General features: G+C 53.2%; 21 protein-coding genes. 7 read left to right on the top strand and 14 right to left on the bottom strand.

Annotated features, from left to right (window positions below):
* Positions 1-34: 34 nt before the first annotated feature.
* Together J4E05_RS21440 and J4E05_RS21435 are read right to left on the bottom strand one after the other, a co-directional pair.
* A complete protein-coding gene (locus J4E05_RS21440; RefSeq protein WP_349599979.1) occupies positions 35-1,015 on the bottom strand; it encodes a C4-dicarboxylate TRAP transporter substrate-binding protein in 981 nt (326 codons plus the stop codon).
* Positions 1,016-1,401: 386 nt separating this feature from the next.
* A complete protein-coding gene (locus J4E05_RS21435) occupies positions 1,402-2,121 on the bottom strand; it encodes a GntR family transcriptional regulator (protein ID WP_349599976.1) in 720 nt (239 codons plus the stop codon).
* Between the two features lie 248 nt (positions 2,122-2,369).
* Between J4E05_RS21435 and araD the strand changes: the two genes are divergently transcribed.
* Positions 2,370-4,112 (top strand): L-arabinonate dehydratase, encoded by a 1,743-nt coding sequence (gene araD / locus J4E05_RS21430; RefSeq protein ID WP_349599973.1) that lies wholly within the window; start codon positions 2,370-2,372, stop codon positions 4,110-4,112.
* A 19-nt stretch (positions 4,113-4,131) separates the two neighbouring features.
* On the top strand, positions 4,132-4,854 hold the full coding sequence (locus J4E05_RS21425) for a ribonuclease activity regulator RraA (protein ID WP_349599970.1): 723 nt from the start codon (positions 4,132-4,134) through the stop codon (positions 4,852-4,854).
* A gap of 171 nt (positions 4,855-5,025) precedes the next feature.
* On the opposite strand, the gene J4E05_RS21420 is transcribed toward J4E05_RS21425, so the two are convergent.
* Positions 5,026-5,412, bottom strand: coding sequence for an ester cyclase (locus J4E05_RS21420; RefSeq protein WP_349599967.1), 387 nt, complete (start codon positions 5,410-5,412; stop codon positions 5,026-5,028).
* An 85-nt stretch (positions 5,413-5,497) separates the two neighbouring features.
* Here J4E05_RS21420 and J4E05_RS21415 point away from each other — a divergent pair, with 85 nt between their 5' ends.
* Together J4E05_RS21415 and J4E05_RS21410 are read left to right on the top strand one after the other, a co-directional pair.
* On the top strand, positions 5,498-6,430 hold the full coding sequence (locus tag J4E05_RS21415; protein WP_349599964.1) for an L-lactate dehydrogenase: 933 nt from the start codon (positions 5,498-5,500) through the stop codon (positions 6,428-6,430).
* Between the two features lie 50 nt (positions 6,431-6,480).
* Positions 6,481-7,395: an alpha/beta hydrolase gene (locus tag J4E05_RS21410; protein WP_349599961.1), complete on the top strand. Its 915-nt coding sequence runs from the start codon at positions 6,481-6,483 to the stop codon at positions 7,393-7,395.
* 74 nt (positions 7,396-7,469) lie between these two features.
* Here the strand turns inward: J4E05_RS21410 and J4E05_RS21405 are convergent, their stop codons facing one another.
* The 7 genes from J4E05_RS21405 to J4E05_RS21375 all read right to left on the bottom strand — a co-directional run bounded on the left by J4E05_RS21405 (position 7,470) and on the right by J4E05_RS21375 (position 18,098).
* Positions 7,470-9,485 carry a CocE/NonD family hydrolase gene (locus tag J4E05_RS21405; protein ID WP_349599958.1) on the bottom strand — a complete coding sequence of 672 codons (2,016 nt, stop codon included), beginning with the start codon at positions 9,483-9,485 and terminating at the stop codon, positions 7,470-7,472.
* A gap of 160 nt (positions 9,486-9,645) precedes the next feature.
* Positions 9,646-11,277 (bottom strand): ABC transporter ATP-binding protein, encoded by a 1,632-nt coding sequence (locus J4E05_RS21400; protein WP_349599955.1) that lies wholly within the window; start codon positions 11,275-11,277, stop codon positions 9,646-9,648.
* Positions 11,270-12,097 carry an ABC transporter permease gene (locus J4E05_RS21395; protein ID WP_085595110.1) on the bottom strand — a complete coding sequence of 276 codons (828 nt, stop codon included), beginning with the start codon at positions 12,095-12,097 and terminating at the stop codon, positions 11,270-11,272. Before J4E05_RS21395 ends, J4E05_RS21400 begins: the two co-directional genes overlap by 8 nt.
* The gene (locus tag J4E05_RS21390) at positions 12,094-13,101 is read right to left on the bottom strand and encodes an ABC transporter permease (RefSeq protein WP_139835724.1); all 1,008 of its coding nucleotides are present in this window, start codon (positions 13,099-13,101) and stop codon (positions 12,094-12,096) included. Before J4E05_RS21390 ends, J4E05_RS21395 begins: the two co-directional genes overlap by 4 nt.
* A 277-nt stretch (positions 13,102-13,378) precedes the next feature.
* Complete coding sequence (locus J4E05_RS21385) at positions 13,379-14,968, bottom strand: ABC transporter substrate-binding protein (RefSeq protein ID WP_085595108.1); 1,590 nt, start codon at positions 14,966-14,968, stop codon at positions 13,379-13,381.
* A gap of 1,248 nt (positions 14,969-16,216) precedes the next feature.
* Positions 16,217-16,945, bottom strand: a complete 729-nt coding sequence (locus tag J4E05_RS21380) for a FadR/GntR family transcriptional regulator (protein ID WP_349599950.1) — start codon at positions 16,943-16,945, stop codon at positions 16,217-16,219.
* Entirely contained in the window at positions 16,935-18,098 is a 1,164-nt protein-coding gene (locus tag J4E05_RS21375) for a mandelate racemase/muconate lactonizing enzyme family protein (RefSeq protein WP_349599947.1), read from the bottom strand. The genes J4E05_RS21380 and J4E05_RS21375 overlap by 11 nt, the downstream gene beginning before the upstream one ends.
* Before the next feature lie 168 nt (positions 18,099-18,266).
* Here J4E05_RS21375 and J4E05_RS21370 point away from each other — a divergent pair, with 168 nt between their 5' ends.
* The 3 genes from J4E05_RS21370 to J4E05_RS21360 are packed head-to-tail and all read left to right on the top strand — an operon-like array spanning position 18,267 to position 21,089.
* A complete protein-coding gene (locus tag J4E05_RS21370; RefSeq protein WP_349599945.1) occupies positions 18,267-19,280 on the top strand; it encodes a TRAP transporter substrate-binding protein in 1,014 nt (337 codons plus the stop codon).
* Between the two features lie 59 nt (positions 19,281-19,339).
* A complete protein-coding gene (locus J4E05_RS21365) occupies positions 19,340-19,816 on the top strand; it encodes a TRAP transporter small permease (RefSeq protein WP_085595100.1) in 477 nt (158 codons plus the stop codon).
* A 1-nt stretch (position 19,817) separates the two neighbouring features.
* Positions 19,818-21,089, top strand: coding sequence for a TRAP transporter large permease (locus J4E05_RS21360; RefSeq protein WP_349599942.1), 1,272 nt, complete (start codon positions 19,818-19,820; stop codon positions 21,087-21,089).
* A 109-nt stretch (positions 21,090-21,198) separates the two neighbouring features.
* On the opposite strand, the gene J4E05_RS21355 is transcribed toward J4E05_RS21360, so the two are convergent.
* The 4 genes from J4E05_RS21355 to J4E05_RS21340 form a co-directional block, all read right to left on the bottom strand.
* The gene (locus tag J4E05_RS21355) at positions 21,199-22,254 is read right to left on the bottom strand and encodes an isocitrate/isopropylmalate dehydrogenase family protein (protein WP_349599939.1); all 1,056 of its coding nucleotides are present in this window, start codon (positions 22,252-22,254) and stop codon (positions 21,199-21,201) included.
* Positions 22,254-23,375, bottom strand: a complete 1,122-nt coding sequence (locus tag J4E05_RS21350; protein WP_349599936.1) for a 4-oxalomesaconate tautomerase — start codon at positions 23,373-23,375, stop codon at positions 22,254-22,256. The genes J4E05_RS21355 and J4E05_RS21350 overlap by 1 nt, the downstream gene beginning before the upstream one ends.
* Before the next feature lie 2 nt (positions 23,376-23,377).
* Complete coding sequence (locus J4E05_RS21345) at positions 23,378-25,357, bottom strand: tripartite tricarboxylate transporter permease (protein WP_349599934.1); 1,980 nt, start codon at positions 25,355-25,357, stop codon at positions 23,378-23,380.
* Between the two features lie 129 nt (positions 25,358-25,486).
* On the bottom strand, positions 25,487-26,587 hold the full coding sequence (locus J4E05_RS21340; protein ID WP_349599931.1) for a Bug family tripartite tricarboxylate transporter substrate binding protein: 1,101 nt from the start codon (positions 26,585-26,587) through the stop codon (positions 25,487-25,489).
* Positions 26,588-26,714 lie beyond the last annotated feature (127 nt).

Genomic DNA, 26,714 nt, shown 5'->3' with positions numbered 1-26,714 from the left:
GACCGTTTGGACGGCCCTTCGTCTGTTAAAATGCTTACTGGTTCAGGATTTCATCAACCTGCTTGTGCAGATCGCTGTAACCCAGTTTTTCGTAAACGCCCTGGGTGGCTTCCTTGAACGGGGTGGTGTCGACTTCGGAAACTTCAACGCCGTCGTCTTTAAGCTGTTGTTCAATCGATGCCAGCGCATCGCGCGTGCCGTATGATGCGATGTCACCGGCTTTAAGCGATTCCTCGCGCAGGATTTTCTGCAAATCTTCCGGCAGGCTGTCAAACCATGCGGCACTGGTCACCAGACCGGTGATCAGGTTGATATGGCCGGTTTTGGTGATGTGCGTGATAACTTCCTGAAGGTTCGCGCCGACCACAGCAGGAAGCTGGGCTTCGGTGCCATCAATGGTGCCAAGTTGCAGGGCGCTGTAAACATCGGAAAACGGCATTGGTGTTGGTGTGCCACCCATTGCCTTGACCGTTTCGGTCCAGACAGGTGCGCCTGGTGTGCGCAAAACCAGACCATTAAGGTCAGCCGGTTTGGTGATTGGTTTTTTGGTCAGCAAATGGCGTTCGCCCTGCCACCAGTTAAATGACAAAACCTGATGGCCCGATGCCTTGCGCAGTTTTTGCACCCAGGTTTCAAACAGGTCGGATGTGACAACCTTGCGAATGCCGTCATAGCCCTGTGCCAGATAAGGGGCGCCAAGAATACCGAATTCTTTTTCAAAAACGGCCAGGCGGCCACCATCAACAATAACAGCAACCGGGGCACCGGCACGGGCCTGTTCAAGAACGTCTTCATCCGGGCCAAGCTGTGAATTGGGAAACAGCGTTACCTTGATCTGGCCTTTGGTGCGTTCATCAACATTTTTAACAAAGGCTTCAAGGCCTTTGTAAAGCGGGTCGCTGGTGGCAAGGGCCGTGTTTACACTTAGCGTGTAATCAGCGGCATGTGCCGCCATTGCCATGGTCATACCGGCAACACCCGATACGATGAAAGTTGTCAAACGTGAGATCTTCATTCTTTCCTCCCTGAAGATGCCAGCTATGGATGCCAGCCTTATTTTTTTTCAAATAGCATACTAATATATCAGTGTCAATTAACAGAGGGGCAAAAACTGCCTTTCTGGTGGCTGGAGTATGTTTCAGACGTTTGGGGCGGTTATTATTGCTGTTCGGGTGAGGTGGCTGACGGGGAATACCCAGGCCAGGTGACATGGCAAAGACACTTATGTCTTTGCGGTCTTTTGTTGACAGAACTGGACCTGATGTTTGGTGCCGTGACCCTGGCGTGCGCGGATGGCCGGGCTTTTTGGGTGTTGTACCTAGGGCAATGATGTACGGTGCGTTATTTTACGATGTGGCGTTAAGCCACTGGTTTTGGTGCCGACGGTATGGCAGTGCGAAGTTAGGCACCAAACATTTCGCGGTTGTTTTGAATGATATTGTCGAGTTCGTTAAGCGAGCCGGAAAGATGGTCGCGGACGTGGGATTCGGCGGTATGAAGATCCGATGCATGGATGGCATCAATGATTTTGCCATGTTGGAAAATTACCCGTTCGATCTTGCCCGGTGTGGGCAGTTGCAGGCAGCGAACCCGGTCCAGATGACCGCTATGTTCGCGCACGACTTCCCATAAATCCTCGTATCCGGCGGCAATAAACAGGGCGCGGTGAAAGGCGCTGTCAAGGCGTGAAAAGGCGGCGGTTTCCGTGCTGCTGTGGCGTTGTTCAGTCAGAATTTTTTCTGCCGGGGCGATTTTTGTCTTGTCCATTGCCAGCGCCAGATTATGGGCCACCTCAAGTTCCAGCGACGTGCGCAGGAAATGGGTGGATTTAACCTTATGGATACTGATAGGGGCAATCAGGGTTTTTGATTGCGGGAAAACTTCGACCAGCCCATCCTTTTCCAGTTTTAAAAACGCTTCGCGGACCGGCGTTTGGCTAACACCATAAAAATCGGCCAGCACAGCGCGTGACAGGCTGTATCCTGGCATTAGGTCCAGCGAAACAATTCTGTCGCGCAGGTCTTCATATACCTGCAGCGCGACCGGGCGGTTCCGGCTGATTTGAAAAGGTGTTGTATCCAGGCTTCCCTCGGGAATGCCACCAGTGATCTTTTGTCTCATCGCGTTCTTTCCTATGCCACTTTGTCTTATCCTACAATATGCCTTGCACGCGCAATACTAATATTTTACTATCCGCATTAACGCGAAATAATTTAAAAACAAGGTGCCCGTGTTATCGGGATTGGAACCCGAAATCTGAAGTGACAGTTTTTCAGGCGATCAGTTTGTCGCCAGTTGTGCCAGATTTTGATTTCTGCCAGTTCTGATCAACAGACCATATGACCATCGACCACCGTTCCGAGGAATTCATGACAAACAAGAAAACGATCAAAGCCGAAGACCTGCGCAGCGCACGGTGGTTCGCCCCTGATGATTTGCGGTCATTCGGGCATCGTTCACGCGCCATGCAAATGGGCCTTGGCCCGGAGGACTGGGAAGGCAAACCGCAAATTGCCATTATCAATACCTGGTCGGACGCCAATCCATGCCATGCGCATTTCAAATTCCGTGTCGATGATATCCGCCGCGGGATTACCGAGGCAGGCGGCTTTCCGATGGAATTGCCGGCAATCTCGCTGTCGGAAAGCTATGTAAAGCCGACAACGATGCTGTATCGCAACATGCTGGCGATGGAGACGGAAGAACTTTTGCGGTCTCATCCGGTGGATGGTGTTGTGTTGATGGGCGGGTGCGATAAAACCACACCGGGCCTGATCATGGGTGCGGTCAGCATGGGGTTACCTACCATTTATGTGCCTGCCGGGCCGATGTTGCGCGGTAACTGGCATGGCAATGTGCTGGGCAGTGGGTCTGACGCATGGAAATATTGGGATGAACGCCGGGCCGGTAACATTTCGGACGAGGAATGGCAGGGGATTGAGGGCGGCATTGCCCGATCTTATGGCCATTGCATGACCATGGGCACGGCCAGCACCATGACCGCCATTGCCGAGGCGCTTGGCATGACGTTGCCCGGTGCAACCTCCATTCCGGCGGCGGATTCAAACCATATTCGCATGTGTACAGCATCGGGCCGTCGGATTGTGAATATGGTGTGGGAAGACTTGCGCCCGGACCAGGTCATCACGGCAGCATCGGTTGAAAATGCGGTAACGGTGGCGATGGCAACGGGGTGTTCGACCAATGCGGTGATCCATCTGATTGCGATGGCGCGCCGGGCCGGGGTTGACCTGGATTTAAACGATTTTGACCGGTTAAGCCGGACAACACCCGTGATCGCCAATATTCGCCCGACCGGTGATAAATATCTGATGGAAGATTTTTATTATGCCGGGGGGTTGCGTGCCCTGATGAGCCAGCTTGCCCCCAAGCTGGATTTGACTTGTCAGACCGTAACGGGTGTGTCGCTGGGTGAAACGCTGGAAGGGGCGAAGGTTCATAACGAAGATGTCATCCGCCCGCTTTCGAACCCGATATACAAGGAAGGGTCGCTGGCCGTGTTGCGGGGCAATCTGGCACCCGACGGCTGTGTGATCAAACCATCGGCGTGTGATCCGAAATATTATGAACATGTTGGCCCGGCCCTGGTGTTTGACAGCTATCCGGAAATGAAGGCCGCTGTTGATGACGAGAACCTGGATGTGACGGCAGACCACGTTATGGTGTTGCGCAATGTCGGGCCACTGGGAGGGCCGGGCATGCCGGAATGGGGGATGTTGCCCATCCCGACCAAGCTGGTGAAACAGGGCGTGCGCGATATGTTGCGCCTGTCCGATGCGCGCATGAGTGGCACGTCATACGGGGCATGTATGTTACATGCCGCACCTGAAGCCGTTATTGGCGGGCCGTTGGCCTTGCTTAAAACCGGCGATATGATCCGGGTCAGTATACCTGATCGCACCATTGAAATGCAGGTGTCGGACGAAGAACTGGCCAGGCGCCGGGCAGAATGGAAAAAACCGGAACCGGCCTTTGCGCGGGGTTACGGCTGGATGTTTGGCCGCCATGTCAAACAGGCCAATGAAGGCTGCGATTTTGATTTTCTTGAAACCGGTTTCGGCCCCACGGTTGGCGAACCCGATATTTACTGATCTGGCGGAGCGTTTAAAGATGACCACCAAACTAAGTGCGGAAACCCGCGAAAAATATATGCAGGTTAGTACAGCAACCCTGTGTACGGCCCTGTTCAAACGCGGCTTGCGCAACCAGTTTATTCAGGATGTGCGCCCGTTAAAGGCTGATGGCCCCAATATGGTCGGCGAAGCCTATACCCTGCGCTATATCCCTGCGCGCGAGGATTTAAACCCGATTACCGTGTTCCAAAACCCGCAACATCCGCAGCGGGTTGCGGTTGAGCAATGCCCCGAAGGGGCGGTAATGGTAATTGACAGTCGCAAGGATGCCCGTGCGGCATCGGCAGGGTCCATTCTGGTATCGCGCCTGATGGTGCGTGGTGTTGCTGGTATTGTTACCGATGGCGGGTTTCGGGATTCCCCCGAAATTGCCCAGCTTGCCATTCCAGCCTATCACAACCGCCCGTCTGCACCGACCAACCTGACATTGCATCAGGCGCTTGATATGAATGTGCCGATTGGTTGTGGCGATGTTGCGGTTTTTCCGGGTGACGTTGTGGTAGGTGATCGCGAAGGCGTGATAATTGTTCCCGCCGACATTGCCGAAGAAATTGCCGACGAAGCCATGGAAATGACGGCGTTTGAAGATTTTGTGACTGAACAGGTTCTGGCAGGTAAAACCATTGTTGGCCTGTACCCGGCAACCAACCCGCAAACCCCGCTTGATTTTCAGGCCTGGCGCGAAAAAAACGGTCGCTGATTTTTTAACGACCGATTTTTAACTATTCGGCGGCAAAATGCACCTCGTACATAGATGTACGAGGTGTTTTGTTTTGAGCCTGTCGCTGGGGCGCAGTGCTGCGGCGCAAGGTGTTGAACTGTTATTAAAATTCATGCCAAACTCGACCGGCCCGCTATTTTTCACAATGCCTCAAAGCTGGGCTTCTATGGCAACTTTATCAAGAACAGACCAGACATTGATGATTTTGCCGTCGCGAAATTCATAAAAAACGTTCTCTGCAAATTTGATTTTTCGGCCATTGATGGCAAGACCCAAAAACTCGCCCTTGGGCGTGCAATCAAACATCAATCGGCTGGCAACCATTGGCGCATCGCAGCTTAGTATTTCAATGTTAAAACGCAGGTCGGGGATTTGCTCGTAATCGTTTTCCAGCATTGCGCGGTATCCGGCAACACCAAGTTCAGTGCCGTTATGGGATGCATCAGCATGAACATATTGCTCGAGATTGTCCCAGTCCTGATTGTTTAAGCAGTCGATATAGCGGCGATAAAGTGTGGCGAGGTCGGATTGGTGCATTTTTGTATCCCTGTTTCGGTGCCGTGCAACTGCACCTGTTTTACGCTAGGATATAATCAGACACAAATCAGCGCGAGGTAGCGATATGAAAATTGGCATTGTTGGGGCCGGAATGGTCGGAAGTTCGGCGGGATATGCCATTGCGTTGATGGGCATCGCCAGTTCAGTCATTTTTGTGGACCGCAATGCCGACCTTGCCCGGGCGCAGGCTGAGGACATATCCCATGCCGTGCCGTTTATGTCATCGTGCATGGTTCATGCTGGCGATTATGCTGATTTGAAAGGGGCGTCAGTGATCATTCTTGCCGCCGGTGTCAGCCAGAAACCCGGTGAAACCCGGCTGGAGCTTTTGGGCCGGAATGCCGCTGTTTTTAGGGAAGTGGTGGGCGAGGTTTTGCGTGTAGCCCCGGATGCCATTTTGCTGATTGCCTCCAACCCGGTTGATATCATGACGCAAATTACTGCTCGCTTGTCAGGGTTACCCGCAAATCGGGTGATTGGCTCTGGCACAATTCTTGATACTGCACGGTTTCGGAGTTTACTGGGCCGACATTTGCAAATTTCGCCGCAATCTGTACATGCCTATGTGCTGGGTGAGCACGGCGATAGCGAAGTTTTGGCATGGTCAAATGCGCGTGCCGGGTCGGAGCCGTTATTGTCATTTGCTGCGCAAATGGGCGCGCCCCTGAGTGATGATGTGAAAGCCGGAATTGATGATGGCGTACGTAATGCCGCCTATAAAATCATTAATGGCAAGGGCGCAACCTATTATGGGATCGGGGCAGGACTGGCGCGGATTGTAAAGTCCATTGCGCAGGATCAGCAGGATGTTTTATCGGTTTCGGTTGTGACGGGTGATGTGGCGGGGGTGAAAGATGTTGCCCTGTCGATCCCGCGGGTGGTGGGGGCAGGGGGCGTGAAGGCCGATATGATGCCAACCCTGGATAATACGGAAAACGACGCCCTGCACCGCAGCGCGAGCCTGTTAAAAACAACCGTTGAGGCGGTTGAAATTTAGCCTGCGATGTTTGGCAGGGCTATGAAACGAAACATATTTGGTAGAAACGCATGACGGGTCCATTATCGCCGGTGCCGCAGGATGAAGGCATTATTGAGTTTCAAAAACAGGCCGATGCGTTTTATCCGCCAGATGCGGTAAGTGCATCCATCGCCCAGCAACGTGCCTGGTATGATGCCTTTTGTGCCAGTTTTAACCCGCCAGACCCGGCGGGGTCGGGGTTCGAGGATGGCACAATTGAGAATGTGCCGGTGCGGTATTTTCACCCGGCAAAGCAACGCACAAAATGCTGTTTGTTGTATTTGCATGGTGGTGGTTTTGTTGTGGGGTCACGCGATAGTCACCATGCCATTTGTGCCGAAATCGCCGACTTTACCGGTGCGGAGCTGGTGGCGGTTGATTATCGGCTGGCACCCGAATATGTATGGCCCGCCGCATCGGATGACGGGTTTACTGTATTGCGCCATCTGGTGGCGCGGGGGCACCAACTGGTTGTGATTGGGGACAGTGCCGGGGCCAATTTGGCGGCCGGGCTAATGTTGCGGGCGGTTGAAGCCGGATTGACCCGGGCGATTAACGGGCAGGTTTTGATTTATCCTGCATTGGGCGGTGACGTTGCCCGCGGGTCGTACCTTGAGATGGCACATGCACCGGGGTTAAGCACGCAGGATGTTTTATATTATCGCAATATTTTAGCAGCCCCGGATGCCGATGAGGTCGCCAACCCTCTGAAAGCGCAGGATGTGTCAAAGGTGCCTGCCGCCTATATCAGTGCTGCATTTTTTGACCCGTTGCGTGATGACGGGCGGGAATATGCAGCCCGTTTGGCACTGGCCGGGGTGAATGTAACATATCGCGAAGAACCGCAAATGGTGCATGGATGGTTGCGGGCCCGCCATATGAGCGACGGTGCCCGAGCCGGGTTTGACCATATGTGCCGGGCGGTGGCCGGGTTTTGCCAATAAGCCCTTACCGGTGGTGGTGAATTAAATAACGGCCCGCAATTGGTTTTGCGGGCCGCTTTGCAAGTGCATTGTCGTTACATAAAATCGCGCGGGATGGTGCGGTTCCAGTTTTTTTCAAACACTTCCTTGTCCTGTTCAACTGCAATTACGCGGGCTTCGACGTGCCAGTCGGTTTTGGTGCAGCTTAGCGTTGCGGTACAAACCGTGCGGGTAAACCAGCCATCGCGTTCCATATCGCATGTCCAAACGGCATGGCCACGCATTGATAACGGATCATCAAGCGATATTGCCCAGGTTTCATCGCGAATTTGCCGCGTCGACAGGCCGGTATCGGGATGTTCGACCGCGCCCGTGTCTTCCAGAATGCAATATTCGGTTTTATTTTGCGTCAGGTTATGCCGCACTTCGCGCCGGGTGGTGGCGGGGTGGTGTTCGATATAGGTGGGCAGGGGATTGGGATTTTCGGGTTCAGGCATGTCGATTGGGTCGTGGTCGCCCAACAGCGGCAGGGACAGATTGATGCTGGCTGTATCGATGGTTAACCCGGCATTGAACGGGTCAGGTAGGATCATGGGCCAATAGGCGGTGGACAGGGCAACCCGTAATTTGTGACCGGGGCGGAGGCGATACCCGCAAGCATCAAGAACGACGGTGACAGACGTTTTTTCGCCCTGTGGCATGGGCTGCGGGTTGTTATAATTCCCGGCAGGGTCGCGGTGAGCCAGGTTAAGGACACCAAAAGAAATGCGGGTTGCCGTACCGTCGGGGTGCACATCAACAAGACGGGCGCAAAGGTTGGCCCAGTCGGCATCGCAGGCAACATTTAACGTAATTTCAGCTCTGCCCAGTAAATCCAGATTGTCGGTTAAAGGGGCGCTATCAAAACAAAGTGATCCCGCATCGTCGCTGCGCTGGTCGATTGCCATTTCGGCATCGGGTTTCAGCGTGAAATATTCGCCTGCGGCCGTGCCTGTATCAAGCGGGGATTTAAGAAAAACATCGTGGTTTTTATGACTTTCGACGGGGGAATTTTCGTCGTCGATAACCAGCCTTTCGTCCCTGACCGTATAATGAACCATTTCGGGTGATTGCCAGGTTTTTTTGGTGACCCAGAAACCGGCATCATGGTCGCGCCGGGGGGCTGGTTTGATGGCATCGAGAATGTAGGCACGCATTTGCGGCAGGGTTTCGGCCGCGTTATCGGCATTGCGCAGCCATTTATCCCACCAGCGAATGGCTTCACCATGAAAATCGGCACGGGGTTTGGGCCACGCAAAGTGTGGGTATTTATGTACCCATGGGCCAATCAGGGCTTTGGCCCGGTCTGGCATCCCTTCGATGGCGCGTATTGGCGTGTTGCGGTATCCGTCGGCCCAGCCTGCCATCACCATTGACGGGATTTTGACAGCGTCGAAATCCTCGCAGATCGAGGCATGTTTCCAGAAATCATCACGTTGTTGATGATCGAGCCATTCTTCCATGAAAAACGGTTCTTTTTCCAGGCGTTCCATCCACATTTCACGCCAGCGACCGCCGACCAGTTCCGGGTCGGGCGAGCGGGACTGATAGGCCAGCATTGTGGCGGCCCATGAAAGCTGAACAGCCAGGTGGCAACCATTTTTGTAATGAATGTCGTCGTTATAGCGGTCCACTGTGGAGGCGATGGAGATGACGGCTTTTAGGGCGGGTGGCTGCAGGGCAGCAACCTGCAGACAGTTAAACCCGCCCCAGGATATGCCCATCATCCCGACTGAGCCATTACACCATGCCTGTTCGGCGATCCAGGCGATGATTTCGCAGGCATTATCGAGTTCCAGCGGGGTATATTCGCCGTCTATGACACCATCGGATTCACCCGAGCCGCGAATATCAACCCGAACACCGGCAATACCGGCACTGGCAAATACCGGATAAGTTGATTCATCACGCGGGCTGGTTCCATCACGTTTGCGGTAAGGCAGAAATTCCAGCACCGCAGGGACGGGGGTTAAATCGGCGCTGTCGGGCATCCAGATGCGGGCAGCAAGCCGGGTGCCATCCTTTAATGTAATCCATTTATTTTCAATGACGGAATAGGGGGCATTGGTCATTGTTTATCCAATCTTCGGGTGCATGGGGTAAGGCAGCCTTGATATCGCCAGCCTGAAATCGGTTTGCGGCAGCAATAGGGTAACGTTGGCAATATCGTGTTAGTCCAAAAATAAAACCACCGCCCGGACATAGCCCGGGCGGTGGTTAAAACAGCTGTAATTAGTTACCAGCGCTTTCCATGCGACGGGTTGCCAGAACCTTTTCCAGCCAGCCCAGTTCCATTTCCGGTACTGATTTAAGCAAAAGGTCGGTGTAATCGTCGAACGGGGGCGATAGCACGCTTGAACGTGGGCCAAAATCAACCAGTTTGCCTTGAAGCATGACAGCAACTGAATCGGCAATGGCGCGGACAATGGCGATATCGTGCGTGATAAACAGATATGACACCTGGGTTTCGGCCTGCAAACGCATCAGCAAATCAAGAATGCCTTCTGCTACCAGCGGGTCAAGCGCCGAGGTTGGTTCGTCACACAGGATCAGGTCAGGTTTTGCGGCCAGGGCGCGGGCAATGGCGACACGCTGTTTTTGCCCGCCGGAAAGTTCAGCCGGGTAACGGTCGTAAAAGCCCGAGCCCATTTCGATTTCGTCGAGCAGTTCCTGAACCCGCTGTTTCTTTTTCGTGCCATGCAGGCCGAAATAAAACGTCAACGGGCGACCAATAATTTGACCGACAGTTTGGCGCGGGTTCATGGCGGTATCCGCCATTTGATAAATCAGCTGGATACGGCGTAACTGATCGCGGGTACGCTGTTTGTGTTGGGGGGGTAATGCCTCGTTAGCAAAGGTAATAGACCCTTCGCTCGGAGGTAAAAGCCCGGTAATAACGCGGGCAAGTGTTGATTTGCCCGAACCGGATTCACCAACCACCGCAACGGTTTGCCCGCGGGGCACATGCAGTGAAACATCGTGCAGGACCTTAAATCCGTTGCCATAGGATGCCGAAATATTATCGACAGATAACAAGGCGTTGGACTGGTCCCTGGCTTCACGCTGTTTGGTTTGGCGTACCGAAATCAGGGCCCGGGTATATTCTTCCTGCGGGTTCTCAATGATTTGCTGGACACTACCATATTCAATAGTTTCACCGTGACGCAGCACCATGATGTCGTCTGAAATCTGGGCGACAACGGCCAGGTCGTGGGTGATGTAAAGGGCGGCGGTGCCGGTTTCCTCGATCGCATTTTTGATGGCCGCCAGAACGTCGATCTGGGTGGTGACATCAAGGGCTGTGGTGGGTTCGTCAAACACGATCAGTTCGGGGTTGGAACAAAGTGCCATTGCCGTCATGGCACGTTGTAACTGCCCACCGGAAACCTGATGAGGAAATCGGTCGCCAAAGGTGTCCGGGTCGGGCAGGCCGAGAATTTTAAACAGATAAAGGGCACGTTCCCGGGCTTCGTCACGTGTCATCAGGCCATGTTCAAGCGTGGCCTCAATCACCTGATCGCCCAGTTTATGCGCCGGGTTAAAGGCCGCCGCCGCCGATTGGGCAACATAGCACACCCGTGCCCCGCGAATTTGGCGAATGCCTTTTTTGTCCGTTTTTAAAATGTCTTCGCCGTCAAGCAGGACTTCCCCACCGGTGATGCGCACACCACCCCGGCCATAGGCCAGTGCGGCAAGGCCAATGGTCGATTTGCCCGCACCCGATTCCCCGATCAGGCCCAGGACTTTGCCCCGTTCCAGATCAAATGAAATGCCATGAACAATTTCGATGTCCTTGGGGTTTTCCCCGGGCGGATAGGTGGTGGCGCCGATTTTAAGATTGCGTACCGATAACATATTAGCCATCTCCGCGGCCCCCCTTTAAGCTGGACGTTCGTTTCAGAAGCCAGTCGACAACCATGTTTACACAAATTGCCAGTGCGGCAATGGCACCGCCAGGAATAAGGGCAGCTGAAATACCAAAGATGATGCCATCCTTGTTATCCTTGACCATACCGCCCCAGTCGGCCGCGGGGGGTTGAATACCCAGCCCCAGAAACGAAAGGGTGGATAAAAACAGGATTGAAAAGGCAAAACGCAGGCCAAATTCGGCCAGAAGCGGCGTTAAGGTATTGGGCAGGATTTCGCGGAAAATGATCCACATTTTGCCTTCGCCGCGCAGCTTGGCAGCCTCGACAAATTCCATCACGGCAACGTCAAGCGCCACAGCCCGGCCCAGCCGATAGACACGGGTGGAATCAAGTACGGCCATCACCACGATCAGGATCCACAGATTTTGCGGTAAAACGGCCAAAACGACCAACGCAAAAATAAGTGTGGGGATCGACATCATCAGATCATTAAACCGTGACAGGGTTTGATCAATGATGCCGCGCGAAACCGCCGCTGTGAAGCTAAGGAAAATGCCAATTGAAAACGACAGGATAGAGGCAGCAAGGGCAACAAACAAAGTTGTCCGTGCGCCAAAAATCAACCGTGAAAGCAAATCACGGCCAAGGTTGTCGGTACCAAGCCAGAACTGGTCATTGGCGGCCACCCAGATATCACCGACAATTTCGCGTTCCCCGTGCGGGGCAATCAGCGGGGCAAAGATGGCACAGAAGAACGCCAGAAAAATGCCGAAAATGCCGATCCAGGCGGTAATGGGAATTTCACGTAATCTCATCGCGGATGCCTCAGTTTCGGGTTGGCAATAATGGCGATCAGATCAGCAACCATGTTAAGCAGGATGTAAACAGCCGCAAAGATAAGGCCGCAAGCCTGCACAACCGGCATGTCGCGCACGGTTACGGCATCGACCATGTACTGGCCCATGCCGGGATAAACAAACACCACTTCAACCACGACAACACCAACCACCAGATAGGCCAGGTTCAATGCCACCACATTAACAATAGGGGCAATTGCATTGGGCGCGGCATGCTTGATGATGGTTTTAAAGGCTCCCAGACCTTTAAGTTCGGCGGTTTCCATATAGGCAGATGACATGACACTGATAATGGCGGCACGGGTCATACGCATCATGTGGGCCAGCACCACAAACACCAGCGTCGCCGTCGGCAGGGCAATGGCAGCCAGGCGGTCGCTAAAGGCCATGCCGTCATAAACGGTGGCGGGGAAACTGGCGACGCCAAATTTAACGGCAAAAAACAGGATCAGCAGATAACCGATAAAAAACTCGGGCAGGGAAATTGCTGCCAGAGAAACAATGTTGATGATGCGGTCGGGAACGCGATTGCGAAAATGAACCGCAAGCATGCCTAGGCCCACAGCCAGTGGCACGGATATGATTGCTGCACAAAACGCCAGAAACAGCGAATTGCCCAGACGTTTGCCGATTTGTTCTGAAACCGAATTGCCGCTGGCCCAGCTTTCGCCAAAGTCACCCTGAACAGCATTACCAAGCCATTCAAAATAACGCGTGGTTATCGGGCGCTCCAGCCCTAGTTGGGAACGAATGTTTTCAATGGCTTGCGGAGTGGCCGATTGCCCCAGATAGGTTTGGGCAAAATCCCCCGGCAAGGCTTCCACGCCACCAAAAATCAAAATCGACACGGCCAGCAAAAGACCCGCACTTAGTCCCAGCCTTTGCAGGATAAGAACCGTTAGCGGATAACGATGTTTCAGACGGCGACGGCTTGGTTTGCCGTCATCCATGGCTGTATCCATGGGGTGATCTCTCCTTGATGAGAGCCGGACCAGGAAGTCGGGGCATCAGGCATATTATCGTCGGATCAGCCGGTTGTGGGCCCGGCTGGAATTGGTGTGGCGTGTAACGATGATGTGCTTGGTACAACGAATGCTGCCGCACGGCATAAAATGCCGGCAAAACGGCACGTTGTTAATTCCTGTCAGGCAAAATCAGTTTAATCGAACTGCCGGGAATACCCCGGCAGTTCGCAGGCAGGCAGGTCGCGAAACATCTATGGATGTTTCGCAGGATCAATCAGCTATCCAGCCAGACGCGGGTTGCGACATAGCCGTTGGACATGTCGTTGCCGATGTCGTGAACATAGCCCTTGAGATTTTTATTCGAGGCATTCACGAAATCGTTGAACATTGGCAGGATCAAGCCGCCTTCATCGCGGACCATCATGGCCATATCGCGATACATTTCCTTGCGTTTTGCCTGGTCCAGTTCGGCCCGGGCTGCCAGCAGAAGTTTGTCGAAATCCTCGCGCTTGAACCGTGTGTCGTTCCAGTCGGCGGTTGACAGATAGGCGGTTGAATACATCTGGTCCTGGGTCGGGCGCCCCCCCCAGTAAGATGTGCTGAACGGCTGCACGTTCCAGACGTTGGACCAGTAACCATCACCCGGTTCACGTTTGACTTCGATATTGATGCCAGCCTTTTTCGCGCTTTCCTGATACAGCACGGCGGCATCGACAGCGCCAGGAAAGGCAACATCGGATGTCCGCAGCAGAACGGACCCGTCATGGCCGGATTTTTTGTAATGGAATTTGGCTTTATCAGGGTCGTACTTACGCTGTTCGATGCCTTCGGGGAACAGGGCATAGGTTTCGTTGATCGGAAAGTCATTACCGACCTTGCCATACCCGCCCAGGATTTTTTCAACCATGGTTTCACGGTCCATGGCGTATTTAAGGGCCAGACGCAGGTCGTTATTGTCAAACGGCGCGGTGTCGCAATGCATGATGAAGACATAGTGACCGCGACCCGAGGTTTGCAAAATATCAACACTCGGCGCACGTTTCAGCAAGCTGACGGTTTTAGGATCAACACGGTTGATATAATGAACCTGGCCCGATGACAGGGCGGCAACGCGGGCGGTTGCATCGTTCATGACGATCATTTCGATGCTATCGACATAACCGCGATCCGAACGCCAGTCATTTTCGTTTTTCTCGAACGTGGCGCGGACACCGGCATCATAGGTTTTAAGTTTGTAAGGCCCGGTGCCAATTGCTGCATTGGGGTCGTCGTTGCCGCCACCTGGCTGAATGACAAGGTGATAGTCGGTTAAAAGCAGCGGCAGGTCGGCGTTGCCTTCGGTCAGGGAAACAACCAGTTTATCGCCGTCGGCTTTGATATCGGTGATGGATTTCAAAATGCCAAGGGCACCGGATTCCGATTTTTTGTCGGTGTGGCGATGCAGGGTTTTAACCACGTCATCAATGGTCAGTTCCTTGCCATTGTGGAACTGAACGCCCTTGCGGAGGGTGAAGGTCCAGGTTGACGCGTCGGCCGATGATTCCCAGGATTCAGCCAGGGACGGAACCGCCGTGCCATCATGCGGGTGACTTTCAACCAGCGTGTCGCCCCAGTTGCGGCCTAACACAAAGGTGAATTGCGACTGCGATTTGGCCGGGTCCAGAATGTCGGTAGCGGCACCGCCCTGAAGGCCCAGTTTGAGGTGCCCGCCCCGTTTGGGTTCGGCGGCTTTGGCTGTTTTGGAATACAGGCTGGTCGCAGCAGTAAGTGTCAAACCGGCAGCCATCGAGCTTGCGATAAATTCGCGACGGCTGAGGCCATGCGCTTTTACGCTGTCGGTCAAATATTTAAGAGGGTCAGTCATCCCCGATTTCCTTTTTTGTGTTTAAATAATACTGATCCAGTTGGTGTGGCCCTTGTTGTTCGTTTTTATGGGCGTGACCTGGTGGGTATGGTCATTTTGCGACCGGTACCTGTCTTGTGCAGGTATTGAAAAATGGCCGTTATAAACCGTAATGGTTGTGTGCTTGTGTCCCCCCTTAAATGACCTGGATAATACCCTTAAAACTGTGCCGGTTGTTTCCGGGAAAGCAGCGTATCTTGCAGTCTAGCCAGCGCATTGAACGCCCGGCCCTGCGAATTGTTCCCCTTCGACAACCGTATAAACGTTACACCACATTTGGTGCAGCGTTGTTATGGTTGCACGACATGATTGCTCCTGACAACCCAAGGGGTGAGGGTTATTCGGTACTTTTTATTTAAACATTTGTTTTTAAAAGATTTTTGTTGGTGCGGAACGCCTTCGGACAGTGCCAAAAAGTACTTTGACATCAAATTAAATCGCGTTGTGCGGGAATGAACATTTTAACGAATCAAAAAATCGTTTCGGCTGGACCGGCTGTTTCATGATGTATCAGGTTATTTGAAACGGAATAATTATTACAGAAAGTTGTGTCGGCGGCCAGGATAGCATTTTCGCAATAACGGTTCCGGTATTGTGATTTTTAAGGTGCCGGGAAACCATGCCCGGGTATTTGCGGTTGCAATTTCAAGGTGCGTGGATGGTTGACGACAGATTTCCCGGTAATCGTGAAAACGATGCGACTTCCGTAGCGCTGGATGGCCTTGTGATCTGTACTTCTTAACGTGGGGAATTGACCGTGCGGTTTCGATGATGCGCGGGCAAATTTTGGCTTCGACCTTGTTACGTTCCCACCGAATGATGGGAAGCGTACCGGGGATTGTGCTCACGCGTTAGTGCATAGGGTGCTTTTTTACTGGTCACGACGGCTGAGGGTGACGCGGTTGGACCCGGCGGTTAGGGCGGGAACCCGCCGACCATAACCGATGCCCTGTAACTGGTGCAATAATCGGCCATACGCATCACATACATAATGTGATGATCAATCGGGCGGGCCATGTTGAAGCATTTGAATGCTTTATGATGCCGATGCTTTTGCACCCGATAAATGGTGACATCCGCAGTGAAACAGGAAGCAGATGTACTTATAAGGATAAGCGATCAGGCGAGTGAACTGCAGACGATAGCAGGGTTTATCGCCTTGCAGTTCTGGCCTTAATCCGGCGTATCAAATTTTGGGGGCAAACATGACTAGCGAAAATTGGTACGATTTAGATTATCAATAACATGCTTGATATGCTGGCGCATGGTGCTGCGTGCTTTTGTACGGTCTTTGTCGCGAATGGCGGCAAAAATGGCTTCGTGATCTTCGATCCACTTTAACCGCAATATCGGGCTGCGAATGTGGCGTTGCAGATTTTGCCATAAAGGCGAATTCATACTTTCCCAAATACGTTTTAACGTGTCCTGGGCTATCGTATTGCCGCAGGCTTGGGAAATGGCGTGATGAAACTCGCGATCGCCACGTTCGGTTTCTGCCGCATTGCGATGTTCGTCGCGCATAACGTCAAGGGTTGCCGCAATACGGGCAATGTCTTCCGCCGTTGCGTTGGACGCGGCAGCAGCACAAATCTCGGGCTCAAACATCAGGCGTGCGTCAAGGATTTCCTCAAGGCCGGGCAGGTCGGGTTGCTCGGTGATGGTGCTTTTTTCCGGCACGTCGGGGGACAGAACATAAACACCAGACCCAACCCGGATGGATACCAGACCCGCAATTTCCAGTGTGAGCAATGCCTCGCGCACACTGGTACGTGATACTGAATAATAGCTGGACAATTCGCGTTCGGTCGGCAGGCGGTCGCCCGCCTGGAACTCGCCCGCAACAATCCGTTCTTCCAGGGCATCGGCAATCTGGCGAAACAGCCGTTGCGGTGCAATGATGCGCTTGGGTGTGGGGCTGCTTGTCTTGTTAGCGGCCATTATTATAGAAACTCCCGGGATCGACCAGATTTACAGTTGTGTCGAAGTCCGCCCGATAGGCACCAATCGCTTTGCGATCAAAGGTGATGCCTAATCCCGGTTTGTCCGACAGGTGAATCCGGCCCCCTTGTACCTTCAAAGGTTCTTCAAGGATACCCTGATCTGTGAAAGCCCCGCCGTCAATATTTTCAACCGCATAACAGCCCGGAATGGCCGTTGCCACAATGGCAGAAGCCTCAAGTGCACCGTGCGGGGCGATGGTCAGGTTTGCCGTCATGCCAAGATGGGCGATTTTCAGCCATTCCGTAATGCCGCCAACCTTCAAAACGTTGGGTTGCAGGTAGCTGACCGCACCTGACGAGACATAACGCCAGAAATCATAACGGGTTGATACTTCTTCCCCAAGGGCAATCGGGATTTTGCATTGCCGGGCGAGGCGGGCATGGCTATCGGCGTCTTCCGAGATCATCGGTTCCTCGATCCATACCGGATCAAAGGGTTCATACATTGCAATCCGGCGCAAAGCTTCGCCCGGTTTGAAACGCTGGTTTGAATCAAGCATCAAGGGGCGGTTGCCAATGACTTTGCGCACGGCAGCAACGCGCGAAACATCCTCGTGCGGATCATCGCGACCGACCTTGATTTTGAACAGCTGGTTTCCGGCGTCAAGGAATGCGCGTGTTTGTTCAACCAGTTCTTGCTCGCCAAGGTGTAAATTTACGGCACTGGCATAGACGGGTAATTCGTCGACGCCGCCCCCGATCAGGCGGCGTACCGGCAACCCGGCCAGTTTGCCACGCAAATCCCAAATCGCCAGGTCGATACCGGCAACCGCAAGGGCACCCAACCCACCCGAACCGGGTTGATGGCATCGTTTCCACAGCGAAAGCCAAAGTGCTTCGTGATCAAAGACATTTTTGCCAATACACATTGGCGCAAGATAGCTGCGCGCAAGGGCTGCCACCGCCACCCCGCCAACACCCATGGTCGAGGACCAACCGGTACCTGTCATGCCATTTTCGAGGGTGATATCGATCAGAATATGTTCGTGATGCGTAATGGCGTGTGCCGCAGACACCCAAGGTCGGACCAATGGTACGCGAAACACCTCAACAGTAACTTCCGCGATAGAAAAAGGGGTTAAAACGGCCACAAACGCTCTCCTAAAATTGGTCCAATTGGTATATTGGTCTAATCAATTATTGACAGCATCCATTTCACATGTCAAGCAAGTCAGGCTGTTTGGCCGGTCTTTACAATGGTCGCAAATATTCAGAAACACTGGGAGGATATAATGACAAACTCTAGGAAACGTGGGTTGATGACCCGACGCGATTTGCTGCGCGGGACTGCCGTTTCGGCGGCATCTGCTGCCGCATTGGCGGTTTTTGGTTCACCGGGCATGGCGTGGGCAGAGTCGGTGGTTACATTGCGTGCCGCACATGTTGAGTCGACCGACAGTGCAACGCATAAGGCTTATGTTGCCTTTGCAGAAAAGGTTAAGGCTGCGACGAATGGATCGGTTGAAGTGCAGGTGTTTCCCGCAGGTCAGCTTGGCAATCTTCGTGATCTTTATGAAGGTCTCGGGCTTGGCTCTATCGATCTGACATCGTCGGGGCCGGATTATACTGCCAACATTGCCCCGGTGATGGTAACGGCGGCCCTTTATTATTCTTATAGCAGTCCCGAGCAAGCTGACCGTGCATTGCAAGGCGAATTTTCCAACCGTCTGTCTGATGCATTGGCAAAAAACGCCGGAATGCAGATTCTGGCGTGGGGCGAGCTTGGCTGGCGGTCAGTCTTTAATGTGAAACAGCCTATTACGGGCGCGGCTGATTTCAAGGGGCTGAAGCTTCGTGTGCCGGAGGCAAACCTTCATATTTTGCCGATGAAAGCATTGGGTGCGGCGCCAACGCCCATTCCTTATGCCGATGTTTACACATCCATGCAGACGGGCATTGTAGATGGTGCTGAAGGTACGCCCGCGGTGGTGACCCAGCAGAAATTTGACGAGGTCGCAAAATATTACAGCCTGACCCGCCATCTTTATAACCCGCTTCATCTAGTGATCAGTGATATTGCGATGTCACGGCTTTCGGACGAGCAGAAAAAGGCCGTTAAACAGGCGGCCCGTGAAGCCTTTAACGACCAGCGCATTCAGGCACGCGCTGATAACAAGGCTGCACTCGACACGCTGGTCAAGGGCGGGATTGCTGTTAATGAAGATCTTGATGCTGCGGCCTTGCGTGAAATTGTCAAGCCAACATGGGATGTTCTGACCAAGGATCTTGGTGCCGAAGGTCAGAATCTGGTGAATTTGTTGCTCAACGCCTAAGGTCATTGTCTGCGCCGCAAGCGCAGACAATCCTTTGACGGCTAAAAACGAGAGGGTTCATGATCCAGCTTTTTGAACGGATTTTGACAGCAATCATTGTGACCATTTTCCTGTTTTTCGTTCTGATTACGTTTGGTCAGGTCGTGATGCGGTATGTGTTTTCCGACTCTCTGGCCTGGATCGATGAACTTTCGCGCTATTGTTTCATCTGGCTGGTGTTTTTGGCCGGGGCCATAATGTGTCGCAAGGGCGCACATCTTGCTATCGACCTTATCGAGGAAATGGCACCGCCAAAGGTTCGCCGGTTTTTGTTAATTCTGGCCGATCTGGGACTTATCGGTTTTGCCGCCCTTGTTGGTATTCCCGGCAATACATTGATGCAACATAACTGGACGTCTTTGTCGCCCGCTATGGGGGTGCCAATTGCCTGGGTTCAGCTGATTTTGCCGATTTTCGGGGTTCTTGCCACGCTATTTTCGATTGCACATCTTGTCGACCTTATGCGCGGTCGCACTTCTGAGGGCGATGAGTTCTGACATGCTGATTACATTGATCGTTTCTTTTGTTGCGTTTTTGGTGTTTCGCGTTCCGGTAGCTGCGGCAATGGGCCTTTCAGGGGCTTTGGCGTTGTTAACATCGGGGATGCATATACCGATGGCCGTTGTGCCACAGCGCATTTTTGTTTTGCTCGATAGTACATCTTTGCTGGCAATTCCATTTTTCATTTTGGCCGGTGCGATTATGGAGCAAGGTGGCATTGCCCGCCGTATGATCGGCTTTGCCGAAAGTCTGGTGGGGCATTGGCGCGGCGGGCTGGCGCAGGTCGATGTTTTGTCGAGTTCGATTTTTTCAGCATTGACCGGCTCAAGTGCGGCGAGTGCATCTGCGACGGGTTCTGTTATGATCCCGGCGATGAAGAAGGCCGGTTATCCGGCAGGGTATGCGGCCGCCCTTGAATCCTGCAGTGCCTCGATTGGTCCGATTATTCCGCCGTCTATTATTATGGTTGTTTACGGGTCACTTGCCGGTGTGTCGGTTGGCGATCTGTTCATGGCCGGGATTGTGCCGGGCGTTTTGATTACGATTGGCCTGTTCATCGTTAATAATATGATGGCGCGTCGGTATGGCTGGGCCAGTGGCGAGCGGGTGGGTTGGGCCGGTCGCCTTAAGGCTTTGCGCTATGCGATTGCCGCATTGCTTGCCCCGTTGATTTTGATTGGGGGTATTTTAGGCGGAATATTTACCCCGACCGAGGCAGGTGCCGTGGCCGTGGTCTATGCTGCCTTGATCAGTTTGGGGCTGTATCGCGAAATTGGCCTTAAGCAGTTTTATCGTGTTGTGGCCGATGCCGCGATGACCACCGGCATTATTGGTTTGATCATTGCGGCAGCCGGAATTTTTGGATGGGTGCTTGCGCTTGCCCAGGTGCCACAAACGATTGTGCTTTGGGTTGAAAGTCTGACGTCAAATCCGCTGATTGCCGTTTTACTGGTTATTGCGGTGGTACTGGCGATTGGCTGTGTTGTTGATGTAACAGCTGCGGTTATTATTCTGGTGCCGGTATTTGCGCCGCTGGGCGCGCATTACGGGTTCGACCCGGTGCATTTTGGCATCATCATGTGCCTTGCGCTGGTTTACGGTAATGTCACACCACCGGTTGGGTTGTTATTGTTCATAACTGCCGGAATTGCCAAGTGCTCGGTCAAAGAGGTGATGCGTTATCTGTTTCCCTTTTACATCTTGCTGGGGACCGTTTTGACGATAACGGTCTTGTGGCCCGGTCTTGTTTTGATGTTTTCCAGTCACTAGACAAAAGCTGTTTTGATCGATGTTCCGCTCTCTCGTGAATGGCCAAGCAGCCGGACAAAAAACGTGTCCGGCTGCGTAAGCGAACCTTGGAATAACTGATGCGCAGATTTTATAACGTGTCGGTTACAGCTTTGCCAAAGTCGCTACAAGACAAGTGTCCACCCAGATCCCTGGTGCGGGTATCCGGGTTTTCCAGGGTTTTGATGATGGCTGATTCAAGCTTAATGGCTGCGTCTTGCAAATCATTGCGCCCGGTTTGAATTCCTTTCCAATCAAGCAATAGAACCGTAGAGAGCAGGAGGGATACCGGATTGGCGATATCCTGACCGGCAATATCCGGGGCCGAGCCATGTGATGCCTGCGCGATTGCATTTTGATCGCCGACATTAAGGGACCCGGAAAGACCTAGCCCTCCAGCCAGCTCGGCGGCCTCGTTTGATAAAATATCGCCGAACATATTTGTCGTGACGATTACGTCAAACGCATCGGGTGTTCTGATCAGCAGAGACGCCATGGCATCGACATGTTCGTCGCGAACCGTAAGTCCGTCTTGCAGTGCTGCGGCCTTTCTGGCTTCGGCCAGAAACAACCCGTCACTCAGTTTCAGGACATTGGCCTTATGCACAATCGTTAAATGTTTGCGGCGTTTTGCGGCCAGTTTTGCAGCAAAGGCTGCCACGCGATAGCTGCCCTTGCGGGTAACCTTGCGCATGGCAAGGGCAAGGTCTTCTGTCGGCATGACCTCTCCGGTACCTGCGAACATCGTGCGGTCAGCATAGAAACCTTCCGTGTTTTCACGCACAATAACCAAATCCATGGCTGGCGTACGTGCCGAAAGCCCGTTTATGGTGCGCGACGGTCGCACATTGGCATAAAGATCCAGATTGATCCGCAATGCAGCCGAGGGATTGATCCCGCCGTGGTCGGCGGGCGGATAATGTGCGGTGTCGACCGGTCCAAGGACGGTCATGTCGGTATTGCGGACCCGCTCGATCAAATCAGGTGTGATAGTTGCACCATGTTTTTCCAGCGACGAAAATCCGACATCCTCTTGCGAAAAGCAAAGGCCAAGTGACATGCTGCGATTGAGTTTCTCAAGGATCGTTCGGGTTGCGGCCGTTATTTCCGGCCCTATCCCGTCACCGGGCAGAAAAAGAACCTCCATTACGTGACGACCCTTTTCACAATGTTTTCCGGCACCAGAATCCTTCCTTCAAACAAGCGCCGTGCCGTACGCACCACACCGCCGGAAACAACAGAAAGATTGGGGCCAGATCCTTCAAGTGTCAGTTCTACAGCAATCATGCCGCTCGGATGTTCAATCTGGATCCATTGTTGCGGCATGGCCTTAAGGTCGATCATGCCGTCCGCGATGCTGCCCGAAAGGGACGCGCACGCGGCAACACAGATTGCCCCTGTTACGGCATGGGTGGCGTGGCAATTATGGGGAACAAAATAGCGCGAAGTAATGTCTCCGCCCCGGGTCGGGTTTGACAATATCGCCATTTTGGGCACCACCTTGCCCGTGCAATCTCCCAGCCCCATCAGTTCGGAGGCTTTGCGTCGGATTGCTTCAAGTCGCGCCAATAGATTGGCGTTTTCATCCAGTTCGGCCTTGCTTTCATGGCCGGTCAGGCCAAGGTCGTGTGCGCGAAACATCACCATGGGAACAGCAACATCGATGCAGGTTACTTCTACCCCGTCGATATAATTGATCGGCTTTCCTGTTGGCAGTAACTGCCCTGTTTTACTGCCCATGATGTTTTTAAAACGCAGGATTAGCGGGGACGCCGTACCCGGAACGCCGTCTATCGCGGCGTCCCCGTTATAGGTAACCCTGCCGTCTGGTGTGGCCACCAGCACGTCAACCAGGGCACCAACATTGCGGTTATAGATACGAACCAGTGTTTGATCCCCTGTAATGGGTACCAAACCTGCTTCAATCGCAAACGGGGCAACGGCGGCAGTCATATTACCGCAATTGGGGTTCACATCAACCTCGGCCCGGTCAATGGCCACCTGGGCAAACAGGAATTCCACATCGGCGTCCGGTCTGCTCGATGGGGCAACGATACAGGATTTGCTGGTTAAGGTATCGGCCCCGCCAATACCGTTTATCTGGCGTTTATCTGGTGACCCCATTGCCGCAAGCAAGATCTGGTCACGCAAGGCAATATCATGGGGAAGGTCACTTTCCAGGAAAATGGGTCCTTTTGATGTTCCGCCGCGCATCATGACGCAGGGCAGCGCATATTGATCATTTAATATTACGGTGTTTTTCATCATGCTCACCCTAACGGCCATGGAAGTTCGATCAGGTCCTGAAGCAGGCCCCCCGGAAAATCGAGAACCAGCGACCATGCCAAAAAGCACAAACCACCAATCGCCAGGGTTGTTAGCAAAATGCTTCGTACCCACGACGCTCCGGCCTTTAATCGAAGAAAGGCAACGAAAAACCCGGTAATGGCGATCAGGAAGCCGAACAGCGCGGTTCCGGCGACCAGTCCGCCAACCCAAAGGACATAGTGCCAAAGGCCTGCTGTTGGTTTTTCTTCGTGCTGTGCCAATTCGAATTCATGATCAAAATTCGCACCATGTGACGGTGGTGATGTGACCAGTTGCCATATCAGGATGGCGGTAACCACAAACATCACAACCGAAACAGAACCGGTAAAAACGCTGCCAAGGAATGAATGCTGGGTTGCATCCCATATGCCGAGGGAGAAAATCGCAAGGATCAGCCCGGCAAACAAAATTTGCGGGGTGCGATTTGGGGTATGGGAATGGCTGCTTTCTTCTTCTTCGACCGGATTGACCGGGTGTTTGCGCATGCCCATCAGAATGGAAATTACAGTCAGCGCCAGAATGATCATAACGCCCGGACGCACCAGAAATCCCCAGTCATAGAATTGCAGGGCCTGATACAGGTAAGTTTCGGTGTTGGATGCCAGAACAAAACCAATCAGAAATGCCGGGCGGGGCCATCCAAAACGTTTCATTAACACGCCGAAAACCCCAAGGACCAACAGAGCAATCATGTCGGAAAGGGAACGTGTTGCCTGAAACGCGGCAAAGCAGATAATGGTGATCATAAACGGCGCAAGATAGCCGTATTTGATCGTTGTCAGCCGCGAAACAAAAGGCGACAGCAACAGCGCGCCACCTGCACCAGCCACGTTGGCGATCGCCAGGGACCAGATAATTGTATAGGTGATGTCAAGGTCGCGGCCAACCATGGCCGGGCCTGCTTCAAGGCCAATCAGCACCATGCCGCCCAGAAAAACAGCCATGCTGCCCGAACCGGGAATGCCAAATAACAAGGTGGGGACAAGGCCGCCGCCCTCCTTGGCATTGTTTGCACTTTCCGGTGCCAGAACGCCGCGAATGTCGCCTTTGCCAAACTGGGATTTGTCCTTTGCCGTTTGCACGACATGGCCATAGGCGATCCAGTCAACAACACTGCCGCCAAGCCCCGGCAAGGCACCGACAATGCTGCCAAGCCCGGCACAGCGCAGGCATAGCCATTTATGGCGGATCATATCACGCACGCCATCGCGCCAGCCTGACCCCAGCGTGCCATTGTCGGAAATCGAGCGGTTTTGCCGGCAGAGATCAATAATTTCCGGAAAGGCGAACATACCCAGACCGACAATGACAAGCGGCAAACCGTCCATGAGATAAACGGAGTCAAAGCTCATGCGAAGTTCACCCGTTGCGGGGGCACCGCCAAGTGCGCCTAGCAACAGGCCAAGACCGGCTGCAATCACGCCTTTGGGCAGGCTTTTGCCCGCCAGCACACCGACCATCGACAGGCCAAGAACCGCCAGCATGAACAATTCGGCCGATCCGAACGCCAGAATGAGCGGCCTTGCAATGACAACAAAGCCAGTCAAAATAACGGCCCCGACCAGGCCACCGACCAGGGATGCTGAAAACGCGGCGCCAAGGGCACGGGCACCATGGCCTTTTTTCGCCAATGGAAAACCGTCAAGCACGGTTGCCTGTGACGCGCTTGACCCGGGAATGCCCATCAGAACAGATGTAAAGGTATCCGATGTGGGGATTACTGCTACCAGGCCGATCAGCATGGCAAGGGCTGAAATCTGGTCCATGCCATAGATAAATGGCAATAGAAGCGATAGCCCTACGATTCCTCCCAATCCTGGCAGGATACCGACAATCATTCCCATTCCAACGCCCAGCATCAGATACATCAAATGTTGAGGCTGCGTGAAATGAGACAATGCTGTCATCATTGCATCAAGCATTAAAAAAACTCCGGTAGAAGGCAAAGTTCGCCTGTTCCCTGCAAGCGACCGTAAGGTCGGCGGGTGAGAAAAGAGGGGTGGACGATGTCCACCCCGGATCAGGAAAAGGGAGACTTCAGGTTTTCAGGCTTAGAACTGAACCGAGTATTTTTCAGTCAGCCATTTTTGAACCCATTCACGTGCGTCGTCAGGAACGTCGACAGCCTGACGGAAAATGCGTTCGGCAGGCTCTCCGACAATTTGCTTGTATTTGCCAAGGGTGGCTTCACGGTCGGCAAGGAAGCTTTTGTCTTCGGTTGCTGTCTGTGCGGCAGTACGATAGGCCTCGACAATGTTTTCAGGCGTGTCTTTGGGCAGGAAGACCATTTTCTGTGCCGGGAACCCGGCGATGAAAAAGGCTTTGTATGCTTCCCAGGCCGGACCGGAAGGTTTTTCACCCTTCATCATTTCATAAGCTTCAGGGAAGCTTGGCAGATCTGGAAATGAGGGGTCACGGACAATATTGCCATCGTCATCCATCGCCCCCCACGAGAAGAGGGGCACGGCACTGCCAATATCGACCAGCGGGGTCACATTGTTGATAAATGCCGACGAGGTTTGATAGTCGATGTTGACTTCGCCCCGTTCAAAAGCCAGCCGCCCGGCACCACGCCCCTTCATGCCAAATACGGCATCAACATCAAGGTCAAGAAGTTCGAATGCCAGCAAGGGGACAAGGTCCAGCGATGTTGCGCCCTGGCTGCCATAGCGCAAGTGAATACCTTCCAGTGCTTTAATATCTGCTGCTGATTTAAGGCCGAGGTCGGAATTTACATAAACGACACCGCCCGTTGGTGATGCCAGCACAACGCGCCAGTCGCGCATTTCATATTGGACACGTTTGTCGCGCAGCAAATAGGGAAACTGTGTTGAACCCGAGGTGCCAATTACGGTTAATCCGTCGGGTTTTGCACGAGCTTCAAACTGGTTTGCCCCCGAAGTGGATCCCCCGCCTGGAATGTTTTTGACAACCACAGTTGGGTTGCCGGGCAGAAAGACACTGAAATAGGGTGCCCAGAAACGGCCCCAGGTATCTGTGCCACCACCTTCTCCAAACGGAATGATCAGTTCAACACGTTCGCCGGAAAAATCAGGTTCTTGTGCCATTGCGGTTCCGGCAAAACCAAAAACAATGGTGGCGGCAGCACATACTGCCTTTAGCGAATAACGAGTGGATCTTCCCCATGACATCAGGCATTCCCTCCAATAATGTTGTTGTTTCTCAACCGGAAGGATGCGAGCGGCACATAATATGCGGCATGTACAAACAAACGATTTCCTCCCGATCAGGCTTTCGGCTGTTTTTTATTCCGGTCAT

The sequence above is a fragment of the Thalassospira sp. NFXS8 genome (genome assembly GCF_040148805.1).
Classification (GTDB): Bacteria; Pseudomonadota; Alphaproteobacteria; order Rhodospirillales; family Thalassospiraceae; genus Thalassospira.
Note: the sequence above shows the minus strand (reverse complement) of the source record. Positions and strands in the feature narration are given on the sequence as shown.

Coding starts and splice junctions, on each gene's coding strand:
- J4E05_RS21370 (WP_349599945.1), top strand. CDS start 18,267: ATGACCCGACGCGATTTGCTGCGCGGGACTGCCGTTTCGGCGGCATCT.
- J4E05_RS21365 (WP_085595100.1), top strand. CDS start 19,340: ATGATCCAGCTTTTTGAACGGATTTTGACAGCAATCATTGTGACCATT.
- J4E05_RS21355 (WP_349599939.1), bottom strand. CDS start 22,254: ATGGAGGTTCTTTTTCTGCCCGGTGACGGGATAGGGCCGGAAATAACG.
- J4E05_RS21440 (WP_349599979.1), bottom strand. CDS start 1,015: ATGAAGATCTCACGTTTGACAACTTTCATCGTATCGGGTGTTGCCGGT.
- J4E05_RS21340 (WP_349599931.1), bottom strand. CDS start 26,587: ATGTCATGGGGAAGATCCACTCGTTATTCGCTAAAGGCAGTATGTGCT.
- J4E05_RS21380 (WP_349599950.1), bottom strand. CDS start 16,945: ATGGCCGCTAACAAGACAAGCAGCCCCACACCCAAGCGCATCATTGCA.
- J4E05_RS21350 (WP_349599936.1), bottom strand. CDS start 23,375: ATGATGAAAAACACCGTAATATTAAATGATCAATATGCGCTGCCCTGC.
- J4E05_RS21395 (WP_085595110.1), bottom strand. CDS start 12,097: ATGAGATTACGTGAAATTCCCATTACCGCCTGGATCGGCATTTTCGGC.
- J4E05_RS21420 (WP_349599967.1), bottom strand. CDS start 5,412: ATGCACCAATCCGACCTCGCCACACTTTATCGCCGCTATATCGACTGC.
- J4E05_RS21360 (WP_349599942.1), top strand. CDS start 19,818: ATGCTGATTACATTGATCGTTTCTTTTGTTGCGTTTTTGGTGTTTCGC.
- J4E05_RS21345 (WP_349599934.1), bottom strand. CDS start 25,357: ATGCTTGATGCAATGATGACAGCATTGTCTCATTTCACGCAGCCTCAA.
- J4E05_RS21425 (WP_349599970.1), top strand. CDS start 4,132: ATGACCACCAAACTAAGTGCGGAAACCCGCGAAAAATATATGCAGGTT.
- J4E05_RS21415 (WP_349599964.1), top strand. CDS start 5,498: ATGAAAATTGGCATTGTTGGGGCCGGAATGGTCGGAAGTTCGGCGGGA.
- J4E05_RS21405 (WP_349599958.1), bottom strand. CDS start 9,485: ATGACCAATGCCCCCTATTCCGTCATTGAAAATAAATGGATTACATTA.
- J4E05_RS21390 (WP_139835724.1), bottom strand. CDS start 13,101: ATGGATACAGCCATGGATGACGGCAAACCAAGCCGTCGCCGTCTGAAA.
- J4E05_RS21435 (WP_349599976.1), bottom strand. CDS start 2,121: ATGAGACAAAAGATCACTGGTGGCATTCCCGAGGGAAGCCTGGATACA.
- J4E05_RS21385 (WP_085595108.1), bottom strand. CDS start 14,968: ATGACTGACCCTCTTAAATATTTGACCGACAGCGTAAAAGCGCATGGC.
- J4E05_RS21410 (WP_349599961.1), top strand. CDS start 6,481: ATGACGGGTCCATTATCGCCGGTGCCGCAGGATGAAGGCATTATTGAG.
- araD (WP_349599973.1), top strand. CDS start 2,370: ATGACAAACAAGAAAACGATCAAAGCCGAAGACCTGCGCAGCGCACGG.
- J4E05_RS21400 (WP_349599955.1), bottom strand. CDS start 11,277: ATGGCTAATATGTTATCGGTACGCAATCTTAAAATCGGCGCCACCACC.